Raw genomic sequence first — 25,826 nt, 5'->3', positions numbered from 1 at the left:
GGCACCACCACGTCCGTACGTCCGCCTACCGCAGCGGCCAGGGCCGCCAGGGTCGGTTGACCGAACAGCACCCGGACGTCGGCGCTCAGCCCGGCCTGGCGCATGCGTTCGATCAGCTTCACCGCCAGCAGGGAATGGCCCCCCAGTTCGAAGAAGTTATCGTGACGACCGATCCGATCAAGATCCAGCAGGTCCTGCCAGATCGTGGCGATGACGGTTTCGGCATCGCCTTGCGGTGCTTCGTATTCGCGAGTCGCCACCGATGACTGGTCCGGCGCCGGCAACGCCTTGCGGTCGAGCTTGCCGTTGGTGGTCAACGGGAAGGCATCGAGCATCACGAAGGCGCCTGGCACCATGTAGTCCGCCAGGGAGCCCAGCAGTGCGGCACGCAACCCGGCTGCCGTGGGCGGCTCGCCTTCTTCGGCGATCACATAGGCCACCAGGCGCTTGTCCCCCGGCTCGTCCTCGCGCGCGATGACCACCGCTTCGCGGACACCTTCGCACGCGGCCAGCCTGGCTTCGATCTCGCCCAGCTCGATGCGGAAGCCACGAATCTTCACCTGGTCGTCGTTGCGGCCCAGGTATTCGATGCTGCCGTCGGCCAGTCGGCGTCCCAGGTCGCCGGTCCGGTACAGACGCGCCCCTTCGCATCCACTGAAGGGATCGGCGATAAAGCGCTGCCGATCGAGCTCGGGACGATTCAGGTAACCACGGGCCACACCCGCACCGCCGACGTACATTTCCCCGACTACACCCACCGGTACCGGCTCGCGCCGGGCGTCGAGCACATGCAATTGCAGGTCGGGAATGCGCGTGCCGATGGGGCTGACACCGACCCGCTGCGCGTCGTCCGCGCTCAGTGCGTGGTAAGTCACGTGCACGGTGGTTTCGGTGATGCCGTACATGTTCACCAGTTGCGTGCCGGCGTTGATCTCCCGGGCATACCACGGTTTGAGGATGCCGGTTTCCAAGGCTTCGCCGCCGAAGATCACCTGGCGCAGGCTGTGTCTGAGCTCGCTTTCGCCCTGGGCCGCGATCAGTTGGCGGAAGGCACTCGGCGTCTGGTTCAGTACCGTGACGCCCTCCTCGCACAGCAGCGTGTAGCAATCCTGCGGCGAACGGCTTACCAGTTGCGGTACCACCAGCAGGCGGCCGCCGTGGGTCAGCGCGCCCCAGATTTCCCAGACCGAGAAGTCGAAGGCGAAGGAATGGAACAGGGCCCAGACGTCCTGGGGACCGAAATCGAACCAGGGTCGGGTGGCCGAGAACAGCCGCGCCACGTTGCGATGCTCCACCATCACCCCCTTGGGCAGGCCGGTGGAGCCGGAGGTGTAGATCACGTAGGCCAGGTGGCTGGAATCCAGGCCCGCCACCTGGGGGTTGCCCAGGGACGCTTCCGGCCATTCAGCACGGTCCAGATCGATCACCGGAACCGTCACGTCTGCCAGGCAATGCCGCGTCGCAGCCTGGGTGAGCACCGCCACCGGCGTGCTGTCCTGCAGCATGAAGGCCAGGCGCTCGGCCGGATAGGCCGGATCCAGCGGTACATAGCCGGCACCGGACTTGAGGATACCCAGCAGGCCGACGATCATGTCCAGCCCACGCTCGACGCAGATCGCCACCCGGTCATCGGGGCGAATGCCCAGGGACAACAGGTGATGGGCCACCTGGTTGGCCCGGGCGTTGAGTTCGCCATAGGTCAGCGAACGGTCCTCGAACCGCACCGCCAGCGCATCGGGCCGGGCTGCGGCGCAGGCCTCCACCTGCCCGTGGATCAACGCGTCATGGGGGTAGGTCGCCGACGACGCATTCCAGGTCTCCAGCAGTTGGCGACGCTCGGCCTGCGGCAGCACCGGCAGGCTCTGCACCGGTGTTTGCGGCGCCTGTTCCAGGGCCTCGAACAGGCTGCGCAGCGCGACTTGCAGGTAGTCGCAGATGCGTTGCGCCCCGATCCGCGATTCCACCAGCGCCGTCAGGCTGAAGCCATCCCCCAGGTCATCGACGTTCATGGTCAGCGGGTAGTTGGTACGTTCTTCGCTGGACAGCATCTGCATGCCGCTCCAGGCCGACAGCAAGGCCTCTGTCACCTGCGTGGCACTGTGGCGGTAATTCAGCAGCGCACTGAACAAAGGCGTCGGCGCCGCCACGCCACTGCAACGCTGGGCCAGGGCCAGGGAAGCGTGCTCATGAGCCAGCATTCCGGTCAGCCGGGCATGGGTCGCCTTCACCGCCTCGTCCACGCTTTGCTCGCCCACCGACACGCATATCGGCAAGGTATTGATGAACATCCCCAGCGCACGGTCGGCACCGTCGCCCCCCTGCATCCGCCCCATCAGTACGGTGCCGAAGACCACGTGTTCCTGGCCGCACGCCAGGGCCATGACCCGTGCCCAGGCCAGATGGATCAGGCTCGCGGCGCTGACGCCCAGGCGCCGGGCCTGGCTGCGCAGCCCCCGGCCCACAGCGTCATCGACCGCAACCGTGACTTCCTCGATGCCACGCCCGTCGCCCTGGACCTGGGCCAATCCGAACGGCAGCGTCGGCTCCTCGATCTCACCGAGCATCTGCCGGAAAAACACTTCGTGCTCTTGCTCGCTCATTCCAAGCCTGGCCTGGGCGACATAGTTGCGGTACGGCACCGCTTCGGCCAACTGTGCGGCTTCGCCCATCAGGTGCGCCTGCATTTCGTGCTGCACCACTTCCAGGGCCGTATGGTCCAGGGCCATGTGGTGGAACAGCAGGATCGCCACCCAGCGGTCCTGGGCCTCGTCCCGGGCATGGACCAGTTGCAGCATCGGCGCCCGACGCAGATCCAGGCGGTAGTGCCGCGCATCGAAGCGGGTCGCCAGTTGCGTGGCGACGTCACCGGCGGTGGCCTCGGGCTCGAAGCGTTGCGGCTCCAGCCGCACCTGGCGCCAGACCACTTGCAGCGGCTCGTCCAGGCCTTCCCAGACCACGCTGGTGCGCAGGATGTCATGGCGATCGATCACCACTTGCAACGCCTCGACGAACGCTTCGAAACGCTCGAGCGTATCGAAGGCGAACTGCGATTGAAGCACGTAGGGGTCGCCCTGTTCGGCGGCCAGGTGGTGATAGAGGATGCCTTCCTGCAGCGGCGCCAGCGGGTAGATGTCCTGTACGTTGCGCGCGCCACCGGGCACCGTGGCCACGATCCGGTCAATGGTTGGCTGATCAAGCGCTACCAAGGTGAGCATGTCCGGGGTGATCTGCACACAGTCGGCGGCAATCAGGTTCGCCGGCACCTCGATTTCCTTGCCACTGCCAATGGCGGCCGCCAGGGCCGCCAGGGTCGGCTGGCTGAACAGCACGCGCACATCGGCGCTCAGCCCGGCCTGGCGCATGCGTTCGATCAGGGTCACCGCCAGCAGCGAATGGCCCCCCAATTCAAAGAAGTGGTCGTGACGCCCCACCTGTTCGACCTTGAGCACCTCGGCCCAGAGCCGGGCCAGGGTCTGTTCCACCGCTCCCTGGGGCGCTTCGTATTCACGGCTGGCATAAGCCTCGGCGTCCGGCGCCGGCAAGGCCCGGCGGTCCAGCTTGCCGTTGGCCGTCAAGGGGAACGACGGCAGCACCACGAAGGCGCTGGGGACCATGTAGTCGGCCAGTGCACTCGCCAACTCTGCGCGCAGATCCTGCACCGACAGGGTGACACCCGGCTCGGCAATCACATACCCCACCAGGCGCTTGGGACCGGTCTCGTCCTGGCGCGCCAGCACCACCGCGTCCTGCACCCCCGGACACTGGCCGAGCCGCGCTTCGATTTCCCCCAGCTCGATACGAAAGCCACGGATCTTCACCTGGTCGTCGTTACGCCCCAGGTAGTCCACGCTGCCGTCGACACGCCAGCGCGCCAGGTCGCCGGTGCGATAGAGCAACGCCCCAGGGTCGGCGCTGAACGGGTCGGTCACGAACTTCTCGGCGGTCAGTTCGGGGCGGTTCAGATACCCTTTCGCCACGCCATCGCCACCGATGTACAGCTCGCCCGCCACGCCCACCGGCACCGGTTGCAGCTGGGCATCCAGCACATAGACACGGCTGTTGCCCACCGGACGGCCAATGGGAATGCCGCCCTCGCCCACGGCTCGGATTTCGTGGGTCGTGGTGAATGTGGTGGCCTCCGTCGGGCCATAGCCATTGAGCAGATGCTGCGGCGCGCCTTCTTTCAAGACCCGGCCGATCACCGCCGGATCGAGCACATCACCGCCCACGATCAGGTAACGCAAGTGCTTGAACACCGGCATCAGGCCGGCGGCGTACTGATGGAACAGGCCGGCGGTCATCCACAGCACGCTGACCCGCTGCTCGGTCAGCAACCGGGCGAAACGCTCCCGGGACAACAGCACGTCCTGGTCGACCACTACCACGCAGCCGCCGTTGAGCAACGGCGCCCAGACGTCCAGGGTACTGGCGTCGAAGGCCGGGTTGGAGGCGAACGCCACCCGGTCCCGGGCATTGAAATCGGCGTAGCCGTTGTTGATCACCAGTCGGTTGATCGCCCGATGCGGCACCAGCACACCCTTGGGAGTGCCGGTGGAACCGGAGGTGTACATGATGTAGGCCACCGCTTCGGCGCTCTGGGGCAGATCGAGGTCGACACAGGTTTCATCCACCTCCATGTGACCCAGGTCCACCCGCAGAGGACCCGCAGGAACCTTCTGACCTTTGCGGGCCAGGACCACCTGCGCTCCACTGTCGTCGACCATGAACTGCTGGCGCTCCAGCGGCGCGCCGATATCCAGCGGCACGTAGACGGCGGCACACTTGAGCACCGCCAACTGGCCGACCAGCAGCTCGATCGAACGCCCCAGCCCCAGCGCCACGCGGTCCCCGGGCTGCACGCCCAGGCCTGCCAGATGGCGCGCCAGGCCGTTGGCCCAGGCGTTGAGCTCGCTGTAGGTCAGGCAACGCCCATCCTGCACAGCGGCGATGGCGTGTGGACGAGCCTCGGCCTGGGCTTCGAACAACCCATGGACGGTCCGATCCTGCGGATAAGGACGCATGGTCGCATTGAAACCCGCTACCACCTGCCGACGCTCGGCAGCCGGCAGTATCGCCAGACGGTTCAACGGCGTCGACGGCGCCAGCTCCAGGGACTCCACCAGGGTTTCCAGGGCAATGTGCATGTACTCGCAGACCCGTTGCGCGCCGATCCGTGGCACCGCCAGCGCGGTCAGGTGGAAATCGTCGCCCAGGTCGTCCACCGACAGGGTCAGCGGGTAATTGGTGCGTTCTTCGTTGCTCAGGGTCTCGATGCCTTCCCAACCGGCCAGGGCCTGGCTGGAATCCGCGAGGCCGGCGCTGTGACGATAGTTGAGCAAGGCGCTGAACAGCGGCATGGGCGCAACCACGCCACTGCAACGCTGTGCCAGGGCCAGGGACGCGTGTTCATGGCCCAGCAGGCCGGTCAATCGCGCGTGGGTGGCTTCCACCCCTTCACGCACGCTTTGGATGCCCACTTCCACTCGCAGGGGCAAGGTGTTGATGAACATGCCCAGGGCCCGGTCAGCACCGTCCCCGCCTTGCATGCGCCCCATCAGTACGGTGCCGAATACCACGTCGTCCTTGCCGGACACGCGGCCCAGCAACTGTGCCCAGGCCAGGTGAACCAGGCTGGCAGCGCTGACACCCAACTGCCGCGCCAGGACCCGTAGGCGCTGGCTCAACGCCGTGTCGACAGGCCGCCGGGCTTCCTCGATATCCCGCCCGTCACCCTGCACGTCCCGTACACCGAACGGCAGGGTCGGCTCGTCGATATCGCCGAGCATCTCGCGGAAGAAGTGTTCGTGCTCCTGTTCGCTCACGCCCAGGCACGCCTGCGCCACATAGTTGCGATAAGGCACTGCCGCCGCCAGCGGAGCGGTCTTGCCCAACAGATGCGCCTGCATCTCGTGCTGCACCACTTCCATGGCCGTGTGGTCCAGGGCCATGTGGTGGAAGAGCAACACCGCGACCCAGCGTCCCCTGGCCGCGTCTTGCGCGTAAGCCAGCCGCAGCATGGGGGCACGGGTGATATCGAGACGGTAATGCCGCGGGTCGAAGCGGGCCTGCAACTGCGAGGCGATATCCCCCGCCGCGTCGGCCAGCGCCACCTCTTCCACCACCAGTCGGGCTTTACGCCAGACCACCTGCACCGGTGAGTCGAATCCTTCCCAGACCACGCTGGTGCGCAGGATGTCGTGGCGATCGATGACATGCTCAAGCGCATCGACGAAAGCCGTCAATCGGTCACGATTGTGCAGTTCGAAGAGTATTTTCAGTACATAGGGGTCGCCCTGCTCGGCGGTCAGGTGGTGGTAGAGGATGCCTTCCTGCAGCGGCGCCAGCGGGTAGATGTCCTGTACGTTGCGTGCGCCACCGGGCACCGTGGCCACGATCCGGTCAATGGTTGGCTGATCAAGCGCTACCAAGGTGAGCATGTCCGGGGTGATCTGCACACAGTCGGCGGCAATCAGGTTCGCCGGCACCTCGATTTCCTTGCCGCTGCCAATGGCGGCCGCCAGGGCCGCCAGGGTCGGCTGGCTGAACAGCACGCGCACATCGGCGCTCAGCCCGGCCTGGCGCATGCGTTCGATCAGGGTCACCGCCAGCAGCGAATGGCCCCCCAATTCAAAGAAGTGGTCGTGACGCCCCACCTGTTCGACCTTGAGCACCTCGGCCCAGAGCCGGGCCAGGGTCTGTTCCACCGCTCCCTGGGGCGCTTCGTATTCACGGCTGGCATAAGCCTCGGCGTCCGGCGCCGGCAAGGCCCGGCGGTCCAGCTTGCCGTTGGCCGTCAGCGGCAGCGTCTCAAGCAGTACGTAGGCCATGGGCATCATGTAATCGGGCAACTGCGCATGCAGATGGCTACGCAGCGTCTCGATGGTCACACCTGCCTGCGGGTCGTTCAGGGTGAAATAAGCCACCAGGCGCTTCTCGCCTGGCACGTCTTCACGCGCCAGGACGGCAGCCGTCCTGATGCTGTCATGCTCGGCGAGCCGCGCTTCGATTTCCCCCAGTTCGATACGAAAGCCACGGATCTTCACCTGGTCGTCGTTACGCCCCAGGTAGTCCACGCTGCCGTCGACACGCCAGCGCGCCAGGTCGCCGGTGCGATAGAGCAACGCCCCAGGGCCGGCGCTGAACGGGTCGGTCACGAACTTCTCGGCGGTCAGTTCGGGGCGGTTCAGATACCCTTTCGCCACGCCATCGCCACCGATGTACAACTCCCCCGCCACGCCCACCGGCACCGGTTGCAGCTGGGCGTCCAGCACGTAGACACGGCTGTTGCCCACCGGACGGCCAATGGGAATGCCGCCCTCGCCCACGGCTCGGATTTCGTGGGTCGTGGTGAATGTGGTGGCTTCCGTCGGGCCATAGCCATTGAGCAGGTGCTGCGGCGCGCCTTCTTTCAAGACCCGGCCGATCACCGCCGGATCGAGCACATCACCGCCGACGATCAGGTAACGCAAGTGCTTGAACACCGGCATCAGGCCGGCGGCGTACTGATGGAACAGGCCGGCGGTCATCCACAGCACGCTGACCCGCTGCTCGGTCAGCAACCGGGCGAAACGCTCCCGGGACAACAGCACGTCCTGGTCGACCACCACCACGCAGCCGCCGTTGAGCAATGGCGCCCAGACGTCCAGGGTACTGGCGTCGAAGGCCGGGTTGGAGGCGAACGCCACCCGGTCCCGGGCATTGAAATCGGCGTAGCCGTTGTTGATCACCAGTCGGTTGATCGCCCGATGCGGCACCAGCACACCCTTGGGAGTGCCGGTGGAACCGGAGGTGTACATGATGTAGGCCACCGCTTCGGCGCTCTGGGGCAGATCGAGGTCGGTGCTGGCTTCAGCCAACTCCAGGCGATCCAGGTCGACCCGCACAGCGCTCTGCGCCGAGACCAGGGAGCTCTGGGTCAGCAGGACCTTGGCCCCGCTGTCGTCGACCATGAACTGCTGGCGTTCCAACGGCGCGCTGGTGTCCAGCGGCACGTAGACGGCGGCGCACTTGAGCACCGCCAACTGGCTGACCAGCAGTTCAACCGAACGGGCCAATCCCAGCGCTACACGGTCCCCCGGCTGCACACCCAGGCCTGCCAGATGGCGAGCCAGACGATTGGCCCTGATGTTGAGTTCACCGTAGGTCAGGCATTGTTCATCGTGCACCACGGCGATGGCATCCGCACAATCCTGCGCCTGCTGTTCGAACACGGCATGGACGGTCTTGTCCCGTGGATAGGCGCGTGTGGTCGCGTTGAACGCCTCCAGTACCCGCTCGCGTTCGGCATGGGGCAGCACAGCCAGGTCGTGCAGACGTGTAGCCGGGCTGGACTCCAGTGCCGTGGCGAGGCTCTGCAGCGCGCGCTCCATATACGCGCAGACCCGCTGCGCGCCGATGCCGTTCTTCACCAGGACGGTCAGGGCGAAATCCTCGCCCAGGTCATCCACCGACAACGTCAGGGGATAGTTGGTACGTGATTCGCCGTCCAGCGTCTCGATGCCCTGCCAGGCAGCGTCAACCTCCAGCGCATCGACCTGTTCACTGGAGTTGCGGTAGTTCAGCAAGGCACTGAACAGCGGTGCCGGTGCGCTCACGCCACTGCAGCGTTGCGCCAGGGCCAGCGAGGCGTGCTCATGGCCCAACAGCGCGGTGAGACGCCCATGGACGGCCTGGACACCCGTGCGGACATCCTGGTCATCGACGCTGACGCGAAGGGGCAAGGTATTGATGAACATGCCCAATGCGCGGTCGGCACCCTGGCCGCCCTGCATCCGGCCCAGCAGCACCGTACCGAACACCACCTCGGATTTGCCCGAGACACAGGCCAGGACTTGCGCCCAGGCCAAGTGACAAAGGCTGGCCGTCCCCACGCCGGACCGGCGCGCAAGACGCCGCAGACGACGGCTCAGATCGCGCTCGAGCAATCGGCCGGCTTCTTCGATGTCGTGGCCGTCCCCCTGCACCTGTTGCAAGCCGAACGGCAGGGTCGGCTCCTCCACGTCGCCGAGCATGTCGCGGAAGAACGCCTCGTGCTCTTCCTGGCTCACGCCCAGGCGAGCCTGGGCCACATAGTTGCGATAAGGCACTGCCGCATCCAGTTGCCCGACTTGCCCCAGCAGATGCGCCTGCATTTCGCGCTGCACCACTTTGAGCGCCGTATGGTCAAGGGCGATGTGGTGGAACAGCAGCAGGGCGACCCAGCGCTGGTTGGGCTTGTCTTCGGCGAAGGCCAGGTGCATCAACGGTGCCTGGGTCATGTCCAGCCCATAGAGCCGGGCATCGAAACGTTGTTGCAACTGTTCGACGATGCCTGCGCCTTGCGGGTCCGGCTCGAACGCTTCCAGCTTCAGCGGCGCCTGGCGCCAGACCACTTGCTGAGGTTCGTCGAGGCCTTCCCACACGATCGCGGTACGCAAGATGTCGTGGCGATCGATGACGCTCTGCAACGCAAGGATGAAATCATCGAGGCGCTGCCGGTCTCGCAGGCCAAACAGCGCCTGAAGGAGATAGGGGTCGCCCTGCTCGGCCGACAGATGATGGTAGAGAATCCCCTCCTGGAGCGGTGCCAGGGGGTAGATGTCCTGCACATTGCCCGCACCACCCGGCACGCTCGCCACGATCCGGTCGATGGCCTCCTGGTCCAGCCTGGTCAACGACAGCATGTCCGGCATGATTCTCGTGCAATCCCGGGCAATGCCGTTGGCCGGCACCTCGACTTCGCAGTACCCGCCCACTGCCGCCGCCAGCGCCGATAGCGTTGGCTGGCCGAACAGCACGCGCACGTCGGCACTCAGGCCCACCTGGCGCATCCGCTCGATCAGGCTGACGGCCAGCAGGGAATGACCGCCCAGTTCGAAGAAATGGTCGTGACGACCGACCTGTTCCACGCCCAGCAGCGCTTGCCAGATCTGCGCCAGGGTGGTTTCGACGTCGCCTTGAGGGGCTTCATAGCCTCGGGTAATGACCGAGTCGAGGTCTGGCGCCGGCAAGGCCTTGCGGTCCAGCTTGCCGTTGGGGGTCAACGGCAAGGCGTCCAGGCGTACGTAGGCCACGGGCACCATGTAATCCGGCAATTGCCCTTGCAGATGGCTGCGCAGGGCCTCGATGTCCACGGCCCGGGACTCGGTGAAATAGGCCACCAGGCGTTTATCGCCGGGGACGTCCTCACGGGCCAGGATCACCGCCTCTTTTACCGCTTCATGCCCAGCGAGCCGTGCTTCGATCTCCCCCAGTTCGATGCGGAAACCACGGATCTTCACCTGATCGTCGTTACGACCCAGGTATTCGATATTGCCGTCCGGCAGGTATCTCCCCAGGTCGCCGGTCTTGTACATCCGGGCGTTGGTTTCGCTGCTGAACGGGTCCTTCAGGAAGCGTTCGGCAGTGAGGTCATCGCGATTGAGGTAACCGCGCGCCACACCGGCACCGCCGATATAGATCTCTCCCGGTACGCCCAATGGCACCGGTTGACGGTGTTCATCCAGCAGATAGAACTGGGTGTTGGCCACCGGTTTACCGATATGCGCAGCGAAACCCTCTTCGCGGGACATCGATACCCAGCTTGAATAAGTGGTGGTTTCCGATGGGCCATACAGGTTGCACAGGCGCTTGACGGAAGTCTGCTCGAACAGCGCCTCCACCAGGCTGCGCTTGAGGGCTTCGCCCGCCACGTTGACGGTCTCGACACCCTCGCCCAAGCCACCGGATTCCAGCAGTGCCTTGAGGGCGGACGGTACGGTGTTGATCAAGGTGATGTCGTGCTCGCCCTGTTGCAGTTCCAGCACGTTGGTGACCACGTCGATGCTGCCACCGCAGGTCAACGGCGCGAAGCACTCGTAGACCGCCAGGTCGAAGTTCAAAGAAGTGGAAAACAGCGTCTTCGACAGGGTTTGCGCATCGAAGGAACGCTGCGCCCAGGTCAGGAAGTTCACCGTGTTGCGGTGCTCGATCATCACGCCCTTGGGCAGACCGGTGGAACCGGAGGTGTAGATCACATAGGCCAGGTGCGACGAGGTCAGTTCCGGAACCTGGGGATTCAGAACGGATTCGTCCTGCCAAAGTTCGCTGCCCAGATCGATGACCGGCATCGCAGCGCCGGCCAACAATCCAAGCGTCGCCGCCTGGGCCAGCACCGCCGCCGGGGCGCTGTCTTCCAGCATGTAGGCGATCCGGTCCGCCGGGTAAGCCGGATCCAGCGGTACGTAACCGCCGCCGGCCTTGAGGATCGCCAACAGGCCCACCACCATGTCGAGGCTTCGCTCGACACAGATCGCCACCCGGGAATCGGGTTTCACCCCCTGCTTGCGCAGGTAATGGGCCAGGCGGTTGGCCCGCTCGTTCAGTTCGCGATAGCTCAGGCGTTGTCCGCGATGCAGCACCGCCAGCGATTCCGGCGTGCGCTGAACTTGCGCTTCGAACAACCCGTGAATCGTCTGCGCCAGCGGGTATTCGGCCTGGGTGGCGTTGAAGCCCACCAGCAACTCTTCGCGTTCCGTCGCCGGCAAGATCGACAGGTCGGCCAATGGATTTTCCGGCGCATGCTCCAGGGCCTCCACCAGGCTCGCCAGGGCCGTTTCCATGTAGGCACCGACCCGTGCCGCGTCGATACCGGTCACCGCCTGGACGGTGAGACTGAAGCCGTCGCCCAGGTCGTCCACCGACAGCATCAGCGGATAGTTGGTGCGTTCCTCGCCACCGAGCACCTCGATACCGTTCCAGGCCGGCAGCGCCTCGCTGGACGCCGTCGGTGCGCTGTGGCGGTAGTTGAGCAAGGCGCTGAACAACGGCGTCGGCGCAGCCACACCGCTGCAGCGTTGCGCCAGCGCCAGCGAGGCGTGCTCATGGGCCAGCAACGCAGCCAGTCGTGCGTGGGTGGCTTTCACGCCGGCACGGACGCCGGTTGACCCCACGCGCACCCGCAACGGCAAGGTGTTGATGAACATGCCCAAGGCTCGATCAGCCCCCTCGCCGCCCTGCATCCGGCCCATCAGCACGGTGCCGAACACCACATCGTCCTGGCCGGTCACTCGCCCCAGCACCTGCGCCCAGGCCAGATGGACCAGGCTCGCGGCGCTCACGCCCAGGTGACGGGCTCGCGCTCTCAAGCCCTGGCCCAGATCATGGGCGAGTACCCGCGTGGCCTCCTCGATACCCTGCCCCGTGGCCTGTACATCCTGCAGGCCGAACGGCAGGGTCGGTGCGTCCACATCGCCCAGCATTTCGCGGAAGAACGCTTCGTGCGCTTCAGGGCTCACGCCCAGACGCGCCTGGGCCACATAGTTGCGATACGGCATCGCAGCGCCCAGACGATCGGCCTGGCCCAGCAGATGCAACTGCATCTCGTGGCGCACCACGTCCATCGCGGTGTGGTCCAGTGCCATATGGTGGAACAACAGCATCGCCAGCCAGCGATCCGTATCGGTGTCATGGGCATAGACCAGTTGCAGCATCGGGGCCCGGGTGATATCCAGGCGGTGATGCCTCGAGTCGAAGCGCTGGTACAGCAGCGCCGCCATGTCGCCGTCGACCGGGTCCAGTGCGACCTCTTCCTGCATCAGCGCTGCTTCGCGCCAGACGACCTGCAAGGGTTGATCGAGCCCTTCCCAGAGTACCGCGGTCCTGAGAATGTCGTGGCGGTCGATGACCTGCTGCAACGCACGGCAGAAGTCTTCCAGGCGCTCCCTGGTTGCGAAGGCGAACTGGGTCTGGAGCACGTAGGGGTCGCCCTGCCGGGCGGCGAGATGGTGATAAAGAATGCCTTCCTGCAGCGGCGCCAGGGGGTAGATGTCCTGCACGTTGCGAGCGCCACCGGGCACCGTTTCAACGACCCGGTCGAGGGTCTCCTGGTCCAGGTCGGCCAGGAGCAGCATGTCAGGGGTGATCCGCGTACAGCCAGACGGGATCCGGTTGGCCGGTACCACGATTTCATTGCTGCCACCCACCGCGGCGGCCAACGCAGCCAGGGTGGGTTGACTGAACAGCACGCGCACGTCGGCACTCAGGCCCACCTGACGCATCCGCTCGATCAGGCTGACAGCCAGCAAGGAATGACCGCCCAGTTCGAAGAAATGGTCGTGACGACCGACCTGTTCCACACCCAGCAGCGCCTGCCAGAGCTGCGCCAGGGTGGTTTCGACGTCGCCTTGAGGGGCTTCATAGCCTCGGGTAATGACCGAGTCGAGGTCTGGCGCCGGCAAGGCCTTGCGGTCCAGCTTGCCGTTGGGGGTCAACGGCAAGGCATCGAGACGGACATAGGCCATCGGCACCATGTATGCCGGCAGTTGCCCCTGCAGGTGGCTGCGCAGCGCCTCGATGTCCACGGCCTCATTCGTCCGGGATTGAGTGAAATAGGCGACCAGACGTTTATCGCCGGGTATGTCCTCGCGCGCCAGGACCACGGTTTCCTGGAGACCTGGATACTGAGCGAGCCTGGCTTCGATCTCCCCCAGTTCGATGCGGAAACCACGGATCTTCACCTGGTCGTCGTTACGGCCCAGGTATTCGATATTGCCGTCCGGCAGGTAGCGACCCAGGTCGCCAGTCCTGTACATCCGGGCGTTGGTTTCGCTGCTGAACGGGTCCTTCAGGAAGCGTTCGGCAGTGAGGTCATCGCGATTGAGGTAACCGCGCGCCACACCGGCACCGCCGATATAGATCTCTCCCGGTACGCCCAATGGCACCGGTTGACGGTGTTCATCCAGCAGATAGAACTGGGTGTTGGCCACCGGTTTACCGATATGCGCAGCGAAACCCTCTTCGCGGGACATCGATACCCAGCTTGAATAAGTGGTGGTTTCCGATGGGCCATACAGGTTGCACAAACGCTTGACCTGGGTTTGTTCGAACAACGCTTCCACCAGGCTGCGCTTGAGGGCCTCGCCCGCCACGTTGACGATCTCGACACCCTCGCTCAAGCCACCGGATTCCAGCAATGCCTTGAGGGCCGATGGCACCGTGTTGATCAAGGTGATGTCGTGCTCGCCCTGTTGCAGTTCCAGCACGTTGGTGACCACGTCGATGCTGCCACCGCAGGTCAACGGCGCGAAGCACTCGTAGACCGCCAGGTCGAAGTTCAAAGAAGTGGAAAACAGCGTCTTCGACAGGGTTTGCGCATCGAAGGAACGCTGCGCCCAGGTCAGGAAGTTCACCGTGTTGCGGTGCTCGATCATCACGCCCTTGGGCAGACCGGTGGAACCGGAGGTGTAGATCACATAGGCCAGGTGCGACGAGGTCAGTTCCGGAACCTGGGGATTCAGAACGGATTCGTCCTGCCAAAGTTCGCTGCCCAGATCGATGACCGGCATCGCAGCGCCGGCCAACAATCCAAGCGTCGCCGCCTGGGCCAGCACCGCCGCCGGGGCGCTGTCTTCCAGCATGTAGGCGATCCGGTCCGCCGGGTAAGCCGGATCCAGCGGTACGTAACCGCCGCCGGCCTTGAGGATCGCCAACAGGCCCACCACCATGTCGAGGCTTCGCTCGACACAGATCGCCACCCGGGAATCGGGTTTCACCCCCTGCTTGCGCAGGTAATGGGCCAGGCGGTTGGCCCGCTCGTTCAGTTCGCGATAGCTCAGGCGTTGTCCGCGATGCAGCACCGCCAGCGATTCCGGCGTGCGCTGAACTTGCGCTTCGAACAACCCGTGAATCGTCTGCGCCAGCGGGTATTCGGCCTGGGTGGCGTTGAAGCCCACCAGCAACTCTTCGCGTTCCGTCGCCGGCAAGATCGACAGGTCGGCCAATGGATTTTCCGGCGCATGCTCCAGGGCCTCCACCAGGCTCGCCAGGGCCGTTTCCATGTAGGCACCGACCCGTGCCGCGTCGATACCGGTCACCGCCTGGACGGTGAGACTGAAGCCTTCGCCGAGATCGTCCACCGACAACGTCAATGGATAGTTGGTGCGCTCTTCGCCACCCAATGCCTCGATCCCTTGCCAGGCCGATGACATGTGCAACGTAATGGACTCGGCGCTGGTATGACGATAATTGAGCAGCGCGCTGAACAACGGTGTCGGCGCGGCTACCCCGCTGCAACGCTGGGCCAGTGCCAGGGAGGCGTGTTCATGCCCCAGCAATCCGGACAGTCGAGCGTGCGTCGCCAATACACTGTCCCGCACGCGCCCACCCACCGGTACACAGATGGGCAGTGTATTGATGAACATCCCCAGCGCCCGGTCGGCGCCCTCGCCGCCCTGCATCCGGCCCATCAGTACCGTGCCGAACACCACCTTCTCACGGCCCGAGACCCGGCCCAGCACCTGAGCCCAGGCCAGGTGATGCAGGGCAGCCGCGCTCACCCCCAGGCGCCGGGCCTGGGCGCGCAGGCGTTGACTCAGATCGATCGCGACGTCCTGTCGGGTTTCCTCCATGACGGCGTTATCGCCGCGAACATCCTGCAAGCCGAAAGGCAGCGTCGGCTCGTCGACACCCCCGAGCATATCGCGGAAGAATTCTTCGTGCTCTTCAGGGCTCACGCCCAGGCGCGCCTGGGCCACATAGTTGCGATACGGCACCGCATCGCCCAACCGGCCAGCCTGCCCCAGCAGGTGGGCCTGCATCTCGTGCCGAACCACTTCCAGCGCCGCATGGTCAAGCGCCATGTGATGGAACAGCAGGCTCGCCACCCAACGCCGGTTGGGCGCATCCTCGGCAAATCGAATGCACATCAGCGGTGCCTGGCGAATATCCAGGCGATGATGACTGGCGTCAAAACGCGCCTTCAACTGGCCAGCGACGTCGCCGTCGCCAGGACTGAGGCGCATCTGCTCGACGCCCAACACTGCCTTGCGCCAGACCACCTGCACCGGCTCCTCCAGCCCTTCCCAGGCCATGGAAGTGCGCAGGATGTCATGGCGGTCGATCACACCCTGCAAGGCCAGGGAGAAGTCATCCAGGCGTTCGCGGCTGTCGAAGGCGAACTGCGCCTGCAATACGTAGGGATCGCCCTGTCTGGCGGCGAGATGGTGATAAAGGATGCCTTCCTGCAACGGCGCCAGGGGATAGATGTCCTGCACATTGCCCGCACCACCCGGCACGCTCGCCACGATCCGATCGATGGCCTCCTGGGACAAGGCCACCAGCGGCAGCAGGTCCGGTGTGATGCGTTGGCAATCGGGTGCGATCAGGTTCGCCGGAACCTGCACTTCCTGGTTGTCATGGCGGCCGACGGCCGCGGCCAGCGCGGCCAGGGTGGGTTGGCCGAACAGCACGCGCACGTCGGCACTCAGGCCCACCTGGCGCATCCGCTCGATCAGGCTGACAGCCAGCAGGGAATGACCGCCCAGTTCAAAGAAATGGTCATGGCGACCGACCTGTTCCACACTCAGCAGCGCCTGCCAGAGCTGCGCCAGGGTGGTTTCGACGTCGCCTTGCGGGGCTTCGTAGCCACGGGTGATCACTGCATCCAGATCCGGTGCCGGCAAGGCCTTGCGGTCCAGCTTGCCATTGGGGGTCAACGGCAAGGCGTCCAGGCGTACGTAGGCCACGGGCACCATGTAGTCCGGCAATTGCCCTTGCAGGTGGCTGCGCAGGGCCTCGATGTCCACAGCCCGGGACTCGGTGAAATAGGCCACCAGGCGTTTATCGCCGGGGACGTCCTCACGGGCCAGGATCACCGCCTCTTTTACCGCTTCATGCCCAGCGAGCCGTGCTTCGATCTCCCCCAGTTCGATGCGGAAACCACGGATCTTCACCTGATCGTCGTTACGACCCAGGTATTCGATATTGCCGTCCGGCAGGTATCTCCCCAGGTCGCCGGTCCTGTACATCCGGGCGTTGGTTTCGTGGCTGAACGGGTCCTTCAGGAAGCGTTCGGCGGTGAGGTCATCGCGATTGAGGTAACCGCGCGCCACACCGGCACCGCCGATATAGATTTCTCCTGGCACACCCAATGGCACCGGTTGTCGCTGTTCATCCAGCAGATAGAACTGGGTATTGGCCACCGGTTTACCGATATGCGCAGCGAAACCCTCTTCGCGGGACATCGATACCCAGCTTGAGTAAGTGGTGGTTTCCGATGGGCCATAGAGGTTGCACAGGCGCTTGACGGAAGTCTGCTCGAACAGCGCTTCCACCAGGCTGCGCTTGAGGGCTTCACCCGCCACGTTGACGGTCTCGACACCCTCGCCCAAGCCACCGGATTCCAGCAGTGCCTTGAGGGCCGACGGCACCGTGTTGATCAAGGTGATGTCGTGCTCGCCCTGTTGCAGTTCCAGCACATTGGCGACCACGTCGATGCTGCCACCGCAGGTCAACGGCGCGAAGCACTCGTAGACCGCCAGGTCGAAGTTCAGCGAAGTGGAGAACAGCGTCTTCGACAAGGTTTCAGAGTCGAAGGAACGCTGTGCCCAGGTCAGGAAGTTCACCGTGTTGCGGTGCTCGATCATCACGCCCTTGGGCAGACCGGTGGAGCCGGAGGTGTAGATCACATAGGCCAGGTGCGCGGAAGTCAGTTCCGGAACCTGCGGATTCAGGACGGACTCGTCCTGCCAAAGTTCGCTACCCAGATCGATGACCGGCATCGCAGCGCCGGCCAACAATCCAAGCGTCGCCGCCTGGGCCAGCACCGCTGCCGGGGCGCTGTCTTCCAGCATGTAGGCGATCCGGTCCGCCGGATAGGCCGGGTCCAGCGGTACGTAACCGCCGCCGGCCTTGAGGATCGCCAACAGGCCTACCACCATGTCGAGGCTTCGCTCGACACAGATCGCCACCCGGGAATCGGGTTTCACCCCCTGCTTGCGCAGGTAATGGGCCAGGCGGTTGGCCCGCTCGTTCAGTTCGCGATAGCTCAGGCGTTGTCCGCGATGCAGCACCGCCAACGACTCCGGCGTGCGCTGAACTTGCGCTTCGAACAGCCCGTGAATCGTCTGCGCCAGCGGGTATTCGGCCTGGGTGGCGTTGAACGCCTGCAACACCTGCCGCCGCTCGGACTCGGACAGGATCTCCAGGTCATTGACGGCGGTGTCGGGGGCGAACTCCAGCGCCTCCACCAGGCTCGCCAATGCTGTCTGCATGTAGCCACCGACCTGGCGAGCATCCACCGCACCGGCGGTCTGCACGCTCAGCAGGAACCCTTCGCCCTGGTCGTCCACCGACAACATGCACGGATAGTTGGTCCGCTCCATGACCTGCAGCACTTGCGTACCGGCCCAGCGGTCGACACTCTCGCCCTCCTGGGACGGGCTGTGGCGGTAGTTGAGCAAGGCGCTGAACAGCGGCAACGATGCCGGTACGCCACTGCAGCGCTGGGCCAGGGCCAGGGAGGCGTGCTCATGGCCCAACAGGGCCGTCAGCCGTGCGTGGGTCGCCTTGACCCCGGCGCGTACCGGCTGCCCTCCCACGTCGACTCGCAACGGCAGGGTGTTGATGAACATGCCCAAGGCCCGATCGGCTCCTTCGCCGCTTTGCATGCGGCCCAGCAACACCGTACCGAAGACCACATCCTCGCGACCGGACACACGTCCCAGCACTCGTGCCCACGCCAGGTGATGCAAGGCTGCCGCGCTCACGCCGAGTTGGCGCGCCTGCTGCCGCAGGCGCCGGCACAGCGTGGGATCGAGGTTCAGCTTGACCTCCTCGATGCCCCGACCGTCACCCTGGACTTCCCGCAGGCCGAACGGCAGCGTCGGCTCCTCCACATCGGCGAGCATGTCGCGGAAGAAACGCTCATGCTGCTCACGGGGTACCCCCAACAGCGTCTGGGCCACGTAGTTGCGGTAAGGCATGGCCGCCTCCAGGCGGTCAGCCTCGCCCGCGAGGAACGCCAGCATCTCCTCCTGCATCACGTCCAGGGCGGTGTGGTCCAGGGCGATGTGATGGAACAGCAGAACCGCGACCCACCGCTGGTGAACGCTGTCCCAGGCGCAGGCCAGGCGCATCAGCGGCGCCTTGTCCAGGTCCAGCCGGCAATGACGAGGATCGAACCGCGCCTGCAACTGCGCGGCGATATCGCCTTCGGCCGGGTCGAGGGCCTGCTCTTCGAGCGTCAGCCGGCTCTGGCGCAGTACCACCTGCAATGGCGCGTCGAGGCCTTCGCGAAGCAGCGCGGTCCTGAGGATATCGTGGCGATCGATCACCGCCTGCAAGGCAGCCACGAAGTCGTCGAGCCGAGGGCGGCTGTCCAGGGCGAACGTGGCTTGCAGCAGGTAGGGATCGCCTTGTTCGGCGGCGATGTGGTGATAAAGGATGCCCTCCTGCAACGGCGCCAGGGGGTAGATGTCCTGCACGTTGCCGGCACCGCCCGGCACACCGGCGACGATCCGGTCGAGGGTGTCCTGGTCCAGGCTCACCAGCGCCAGCATGGACGGCGTAATGCGCTGGCACCCGGCGGGAATGCCGTTGGCCGGCACGCTGATCTCGGCGCGACCGCCCACGGCCGCCGCCAGGGCGGCCAAGGTAGGTTGACCGAACAGCACCCGCACATCGGCGCTCAGGCCGGCCTTGCGCATCAGTTCGATCAGTTTCACCGCCAGCAGCGAATGTCCGCCCAACTCGAAGAAATGATCGTGCCGTCCCACCTGCCCGACACCGAGCACCTCGGCCCACAAGCCTGCCAGCGTGGTTTCCACCTCCCCCAGCGGCGCTTCGTACGCACGGCTGGCGAAGGCATCCGCTTCCGGGGCCGGCAACGCACGACGGTCCAGCTTGCCATTGGGTGACAGCGGCAGTTTTTCCAGGCGCACGAAGGCCGCCGGGACCATATAGTCCGGCAGCAGCGCTTGCAGGTGCGCACGCAGGTCATCAGCCTCGGCCACGGCATCAGTGGACTGGGCGGTGATGTAGGCCACCAGGCGCTTGTCGCCGGGGCTGTCCTCACGGGCGACCACGGCCGCCTCTTTCACACCGGCGTGCTGGCAGAGCCTGGCCTCGATTTCCCCCAGCTCGACACGGAAGCCGCGGATCTTGATCTGGTCGTCGTTACGACCCAGGTATTCGATATGGCCATCGGGCAGGTAGCGCCCCAGGTCGCCGGTCTTGTACAGGCGTGCCTGCCCATCGCTGGCGAACGGGTCGCGGATGAAACGCTGCGCAGTCAGGTCGTCGCGGTTCAGGTAGCCACGGGCGACGCAGACGCCACCGATGTGGATCTCGCCCGCCACGCCAACCGGCACCGGTTGCAGGTGTTCGTCCAGCAGATAGATGCGGGTATTGGCCACCGGCTGACCGATCGCCGGCAACGTCGGCCAGGCCGCGACAGCGTCCGGCAAAGTCAGCGCCGTGGTGACATGGGACTCGGTCGGCCCGTAGTGGTTGTGCAGGCGGCAGCCATCCAGGCGTTCGAACAAGGCGCGGATCTGGGGCGTGATGCGCAACTGCTCGCCTGCGGTGATGACGTCCCGCAGGTTGCACTCCAGGGGCGTGTCCCGATGCTCGCCCACCACCGCCTCAGCCAGGGCCTGCAGGGCGATGCACGGCAGGTACAGGCGCTCGATGCGCTGTTGACGGATGTGCTCGAACAGACGGTGGAAATTCAGGCGGATGTCAGCATGGATCAGGGACAGTTCGCCACCGTCGCACAGGGTGCTGAAGATTTCCTGGAACGCCACGTCAAAGCCCAGCGCGGCGAACTGCAAGGTGCGCGCCCCACGCCTGCCATGCTGAGCCGCTTGCGCGCCCTGCCATTGCATGAGGTTGACCAGGGCCCGGTGCCCCATCGCCACGCCCTTGGGTTGCCCGGTGGAACCCGAGGTGTAGATGACATAGGCCAGGCTGTCGTCGCTCGCCGGCACATCCGGATCGCTGGTGGGTTGCGAACTGATGTCGAAGGCGTCGCGTGCCTGAGCGTCGAGCAATAGCGCGGGCACGCCTGATTGCGAGAAACGCTCCTGCAACGAGTCCTGGGTCAGCAGCACCTTGGGCGCGCTGTCCTGCAGCATGTACGCCAGGCGCTCGATGGGATACGCCGGGTCCAGCGGCACGTAGCCGGCACCGGCCTTGAGGATGGCCACCAGCCCGGCGACCATTTCCAGGCCGCGTTCCATGCAGATCGCCACCCGATCGTCGACACGGATGCCCAACTCCAGCAGCCGATGGGCAATCTGATTGGACAGACGGTTCAGTTGCGCGTAAGTCAGGTGCTGGCCTTGATAGCTCAACGCGATGGCGTCGGGCTGGGCGCGCACCTGGGCTTCGAACAATTGATGGACCCGCAACCCCGACGGGTACGCCGCATCGAAGGCATTGAACTCGTCCAGCAATTGCCGACGCTCGGCGGCGGGTACGAAGGCCAGGCTGTGCAGCGGCGTAGCCACGTCGCCGTCCAGGGCATCGGCCACCGATTCGAGCATGGTGTGCATGTAGCCGCAGATCCGCTGCGCACCGATCCCGGCCACGGCCTGGACCGTCAGCCCGAACGATTCGCCCAGGTCATCCACCGACAGCGACAGCGGGTAGTTGGTGCGCTCTTCCCCTGCGAGGATCCGCGCCCCGGCCCAGACCCGCGCCTGGCCTGCATCCTTGGGTGCCTGTGCCGCAACGGCGGTCTGGCGGTAGTTCATCAGCGCGCTGAACAACGGCGTCGGCGCGGCCACGCCACTGCAACGCTGGGCCAGGGCCAACGGCGCATGTTCATGGCTCAGCAGGGTGGCCAATCGGCCATGGGTGGTCTTGAGCGCGGCAAGCACGCCCTGGGCGCCGGCCTCGACCCGCAACGGCAGGGTGTTGACGAACATGCCCAGGGCATGGCCGGTATCCTGGCCGCTGTGCAGGCGGCCCATCAGCACGGTACCGAACACCACGTCCTGGCGAGCGGACAGACGCCCCACTACCTGGCCCCAGGCCAGGTGATGCAGGCTGGCGGTACTCACCCCCAGCCGCCGGGCCTGGGCGCGCAGGCGCCTGGCCAACCCGGTGTCCACGGCCAGCGTCGCCTCCTCGATACCGCTGCCGTCACCCTGCACATCCTGCAGGCCGAACGGCAATGTCGGCTCGTCGACATCCCCGAGCATCTCGCTGAAGAACGCCTCGTGTGGCGAGCTATCGCTGCCCAGGCGCACCTGGGCCACATAGTTGCGGTAAGGCACCGACACCGGCAACGCCGCTGCGCGCCCTTCCAGGTGTGCTTCGATTTCCTTGCCCAGCATGCCGAGAGATGTGGCGTCATCGATCAAATGATGGAACAACAGCACTGCCACCCAACTGCCGTCGGCGGGATCCTCGCTGAAGTGGATGCGCATCATCGGCGCCAAGCGCAGGTCGAAACGGGTGTGGCGTGGGTCGAAGCGGCTCTGCAATTGGCCGGCGATATCGCCGTCGACCTGGTCCAGGTGCACTTGCTGCACCGTCAGCGGCGCTTCGCGCCAGACCACTTGCACCGGCTCCTCCAGCCCTTCCCAGGCCACCGAGGTGCGCAGGATATCGTGCCGGGCGATCACGGCCTGCAGAGCCTGGGCGAAAGCGTCCAGTCGCTGGCGACTGTCGAAGCGCAACAGGGCCTGCAACAGGTATGGATCGCCTTCGGTGGTTGCCAGATGATGGTAGAGGATGCCCTCTTGCAACGGCACCAGGGCATAGATGTCCTGCACGTTGGTCACGCCCCCCGGCACGGTGGCGACGATGCGGTCGATGGCGGCCTGGTCCAGGTCGGCCAGGGGCAGCATGTCCGGGGTGATGCGCGTGGTGTCATGGGCGATCCGGTTGGCCGGTACTGCGACGCCACCGCTGTCTCCCGTGGCGGCCGCCAGGGTGGCCAGGGTCGGCTGGCCGAACAGCACCCGTACATCCGGGTCCAGATCCAGCTGGCGCATGCGTTCGATCAGCTTGACCGCCAGCAGCGAGTGACCGCCCAGTTCGAAGAAGCGGTCGTGGCGCCCCACCTGCTCGACACCGAGCAGCTCGGCCCACAGCGCGGCCAGGGTGGTTTCGACCTGGCCCACCGGTGCCTCATAGCTGCGTCGGGCATAGGCCTGGGAGTCGGGTGCGGGCAGCGCCTTGCGGTCGAGCTTGCCGTTGGTGGTCAGCGGGAAGGCGTCGAGCATCACGAAGGCGCTCGGTACCATGTAGTCCGCCAGCGAGCCCAGCAACTCGCCACGCAACTGGGCAGCGGACAAGGCGACCCCGTCCCGGGACAGTACATACGCCACCAGGCGCTTGTCCCCCGGCTCGTCCTCGCGCGCGATGACCACCGCTTCGCGGACGCCTTGGCACGCGGCCAGCCTGGCCTCGATCTCCCCCAGTTCGATGCGGAAGCCACGGATCTTCACCTGTTCGTCGTTACGCCCCAGGTATTGCAGTTCACCGTTGCTCAACCAGCGTCCCAGATCGCCAGTGCGGTACATCCGCGCGTTCGCATCGTCGTCGAACGGATCGGGCAGGAAGCGTGTTTCATTGAGCTCCGGGCGGTTAAGGTAGCCACGCGCCACACCCGCGCCCCCCACATACAGCTCGCCGTCCACCCCCTTGGGCACCGGCTTGCCGTACTTGTCCAGCAGGTACAGGCGCAGATCGGGGATCCGCTTGCCGATCGGGCTGACGCCCACCAGTTGCGCGTCCGCCGCGTGTAGCGCGCGGTAGGTCACGTGCACGGTGGTTTCGGTGATGCCGTACATGTTCACCAGTTGCGTGCCGGCGTTGATCTCCCGGGCATACCACGGTTTGAGAATGCCGGTCTCCAAGGCTTCGCCACCGAAGATCACCTGGCGCAGGCTGTGCCTGAGCTCGCTTTCGCCCTGGGCCGCGATCAGTTGGCGGAAGGCGCTCGGCGTCTGGTTCAGTACCGTGACGCCCTCCTCGCACAGCAGCGTGTAGCAATCCTGCGGCGAACGGCTCACCAGTTGCGGTACCACCAGCAGGCGGCCGCCGTGGGTCAGCGCGCCCCAGATTTCCCAGACCGAGAAGTCGAAGGCGAAGGAATGGAACAGGGCCCAGACGTCCTGGGGACCGAAATCGAACCAGGGTCGGGTGGCCGAGAACAGCCGCGCCACGTTGCGATGCTCCACCATCACCCCCTTGGGCAGGCCGGTGGAGCCGGAGGTGTAGATCACATAGGCCAGGCTGCGGGATGCCAGGGTGCCGATATTCGGATCGTGCCGGGGTTGTGCGGCGATACCTGCGGCTTCGGGCTGGTCGAGCAACAGCACCGGCACCGAGACTTCCGGCAATTGATCTTGCAACATCGCCTGGGTGAGCATCGCCACCGGTGCGCTGTCCTCCAGCATGAAGGCCAGGCGCTCCTGGGGGTATGCCGGGTCCAGCGGCACATAGCCGGCACCGGACTTGAGAATGCCCAGCAGCCCGACGATCATGTCCAGCCCACGCTCGACACAGATCGCCACCCGATCGTCTGGGAAGATCCCCAGGGCCAGCAGCCGGTGAGCGACCTGGTTGGCCCGTTCGTTCAGCTCGCGATAGGTCAGCGCCTGGCCTTCATGGACCACGGCCACCGCCTTGGGTTGCGTAGCCGCCCGTGCTTCGAACAGGCCATGGAGGGTGCGGTCATGCTCGTAGCGCTGCGCGCCATCCGCGTTCCAGGCCTTGAGCAGGCGGGCTTCGGCTGGCGTCGGCAAGACAAAATCGCGCACCGCCAGCGTATCGTCCGCCAGGCCCTGTTCCAGCACATGCTGGAAGCGCTCGGCCATGGCCTCGACTTCATCGGCCTGCAGGTACGCCTGGTTGTAGATCCAGTGCAGCCAGGCGTTGTCTTCGTTGGGGTTGGTCCGCACGTGAATGGCCAGTGGCATCTGCTCCTGGCCGTTGGAACTCTTCACCGAATAGGCCGTGGCCTCGCCGAACCGGTACAGGTAGTTCTCCTCCTCGTAGGAGAACGACACATCGAACAGCTGGGCGCGGTTATCGCGCCGCAACTCCAGGGAACGATGGATATCGCTCAGGGGAAAGCGCTGGTAGCGATAGTCCTGCTTGAGCGCGCGCGCCACCTCCCGGACCAGTTCACCGAACGGCAGGTCATCGGCGAACTGCAGGCGCATGGCGCTGACCTGGGTGAACAACCCGACGGTTTGCTTGAAGGCCGGATTGGAGCGGTTGAGGATCGGCAGCCCCACCACCAGCTCGTCGCGCTGGGTGGTGCGCACGAAATACACATACAGCGCCGCCAGCAATACCGGGAAACGCGACACCTTGTGCACGAGGGCCAGGGTATCGACGCGCTCGTTCAGGGTATGGGGAAAGGGCGTCATGGCGTGGGCGCTGGGCACCACGGTTTCGGTAAAACGGTCCCGGTAACGGGCGGTGAACAGCGGGTCCGGCACGTCCTGGTATTTGTCCAGCCAGTACGCCTGGTCCCGCAGGTAACGATCCGAACCGTGATAGCGGGCGTCGTCCTCGATGAAGCCGACATAGGACGGCGCCGACAGGTCTGGTTCGCGGTTTTCCTCCAGGGCGTTGTAGAGGTCGCTGAACGAGGCGAGCATCAGGTTGATGCCCCAGCCATCCTGGATGATGTGGTGCAGATTGACCACGAAGTAGAACGACGTGTCGTGGAGCTTGACCAGGTAGAAGCGGAACAGCGGGCCCTTGTCCAGCGCGAAGGCCACTTCCAGCCCCTGCTGCACCCAGCTCTGGGCCGCGACCTGGGGTTCGGGCCGGTTGGACACGTCGATCAGCGGGACGCGCACCTCCAGCGATTCGACCAGGGTCTGCATGGGCACGCCGTCGGCGCCGGCGTCACTGTGCAGGATCGTGCGCAGGGCGTCGTGCTTGCGCACCAGCAGGCCGACCGCCTGTTCGACCCGCTGGGGATCGACGGCGCCCTGGATATGGAGGTAACCGCCGATGGTGTACAGGGGCGAATCGCCCTTGGTCATCTGGTCCAGCCAGATATCCCGCTGGGACGCCGTCAGCGGATAGGTGGCCGCAAGCTTGAGGGACTGGTTCAT

1 protein-coding gene (cut by a window edge) is annotated in these 25,826 nt (G+C 65.3%); it reads right to left on the bottom strand.

Annotated features, from left to right (window positions below):
- Positions 1-25,826 carry the 5' portion of a non-ribosomal peptide synthetase gene (locus BW992_RS19010; RefSeq protein ID WP_083714580.1) on the bottom strand. Its footprint begins 3,241 nt before the window's first position, so only the first 25,826 of its 29,067 coding nucleotides appear in the window; its start codon is at positions 25,824-25,826; the stop codon falls past the left edge of the window.

The organism is Pseudomonas sp. 7SR1 (assembly GCF_900156465.1).
Lineage (GTDB): Bacteria > Pseudomonadota > Gammaproteobacteria > Pseudomonadales > Pseudomonadaceae > Aquipseudomonas.
This window is presented reverse-complemented; position numbering and strand designations above follow the sequence as displayed.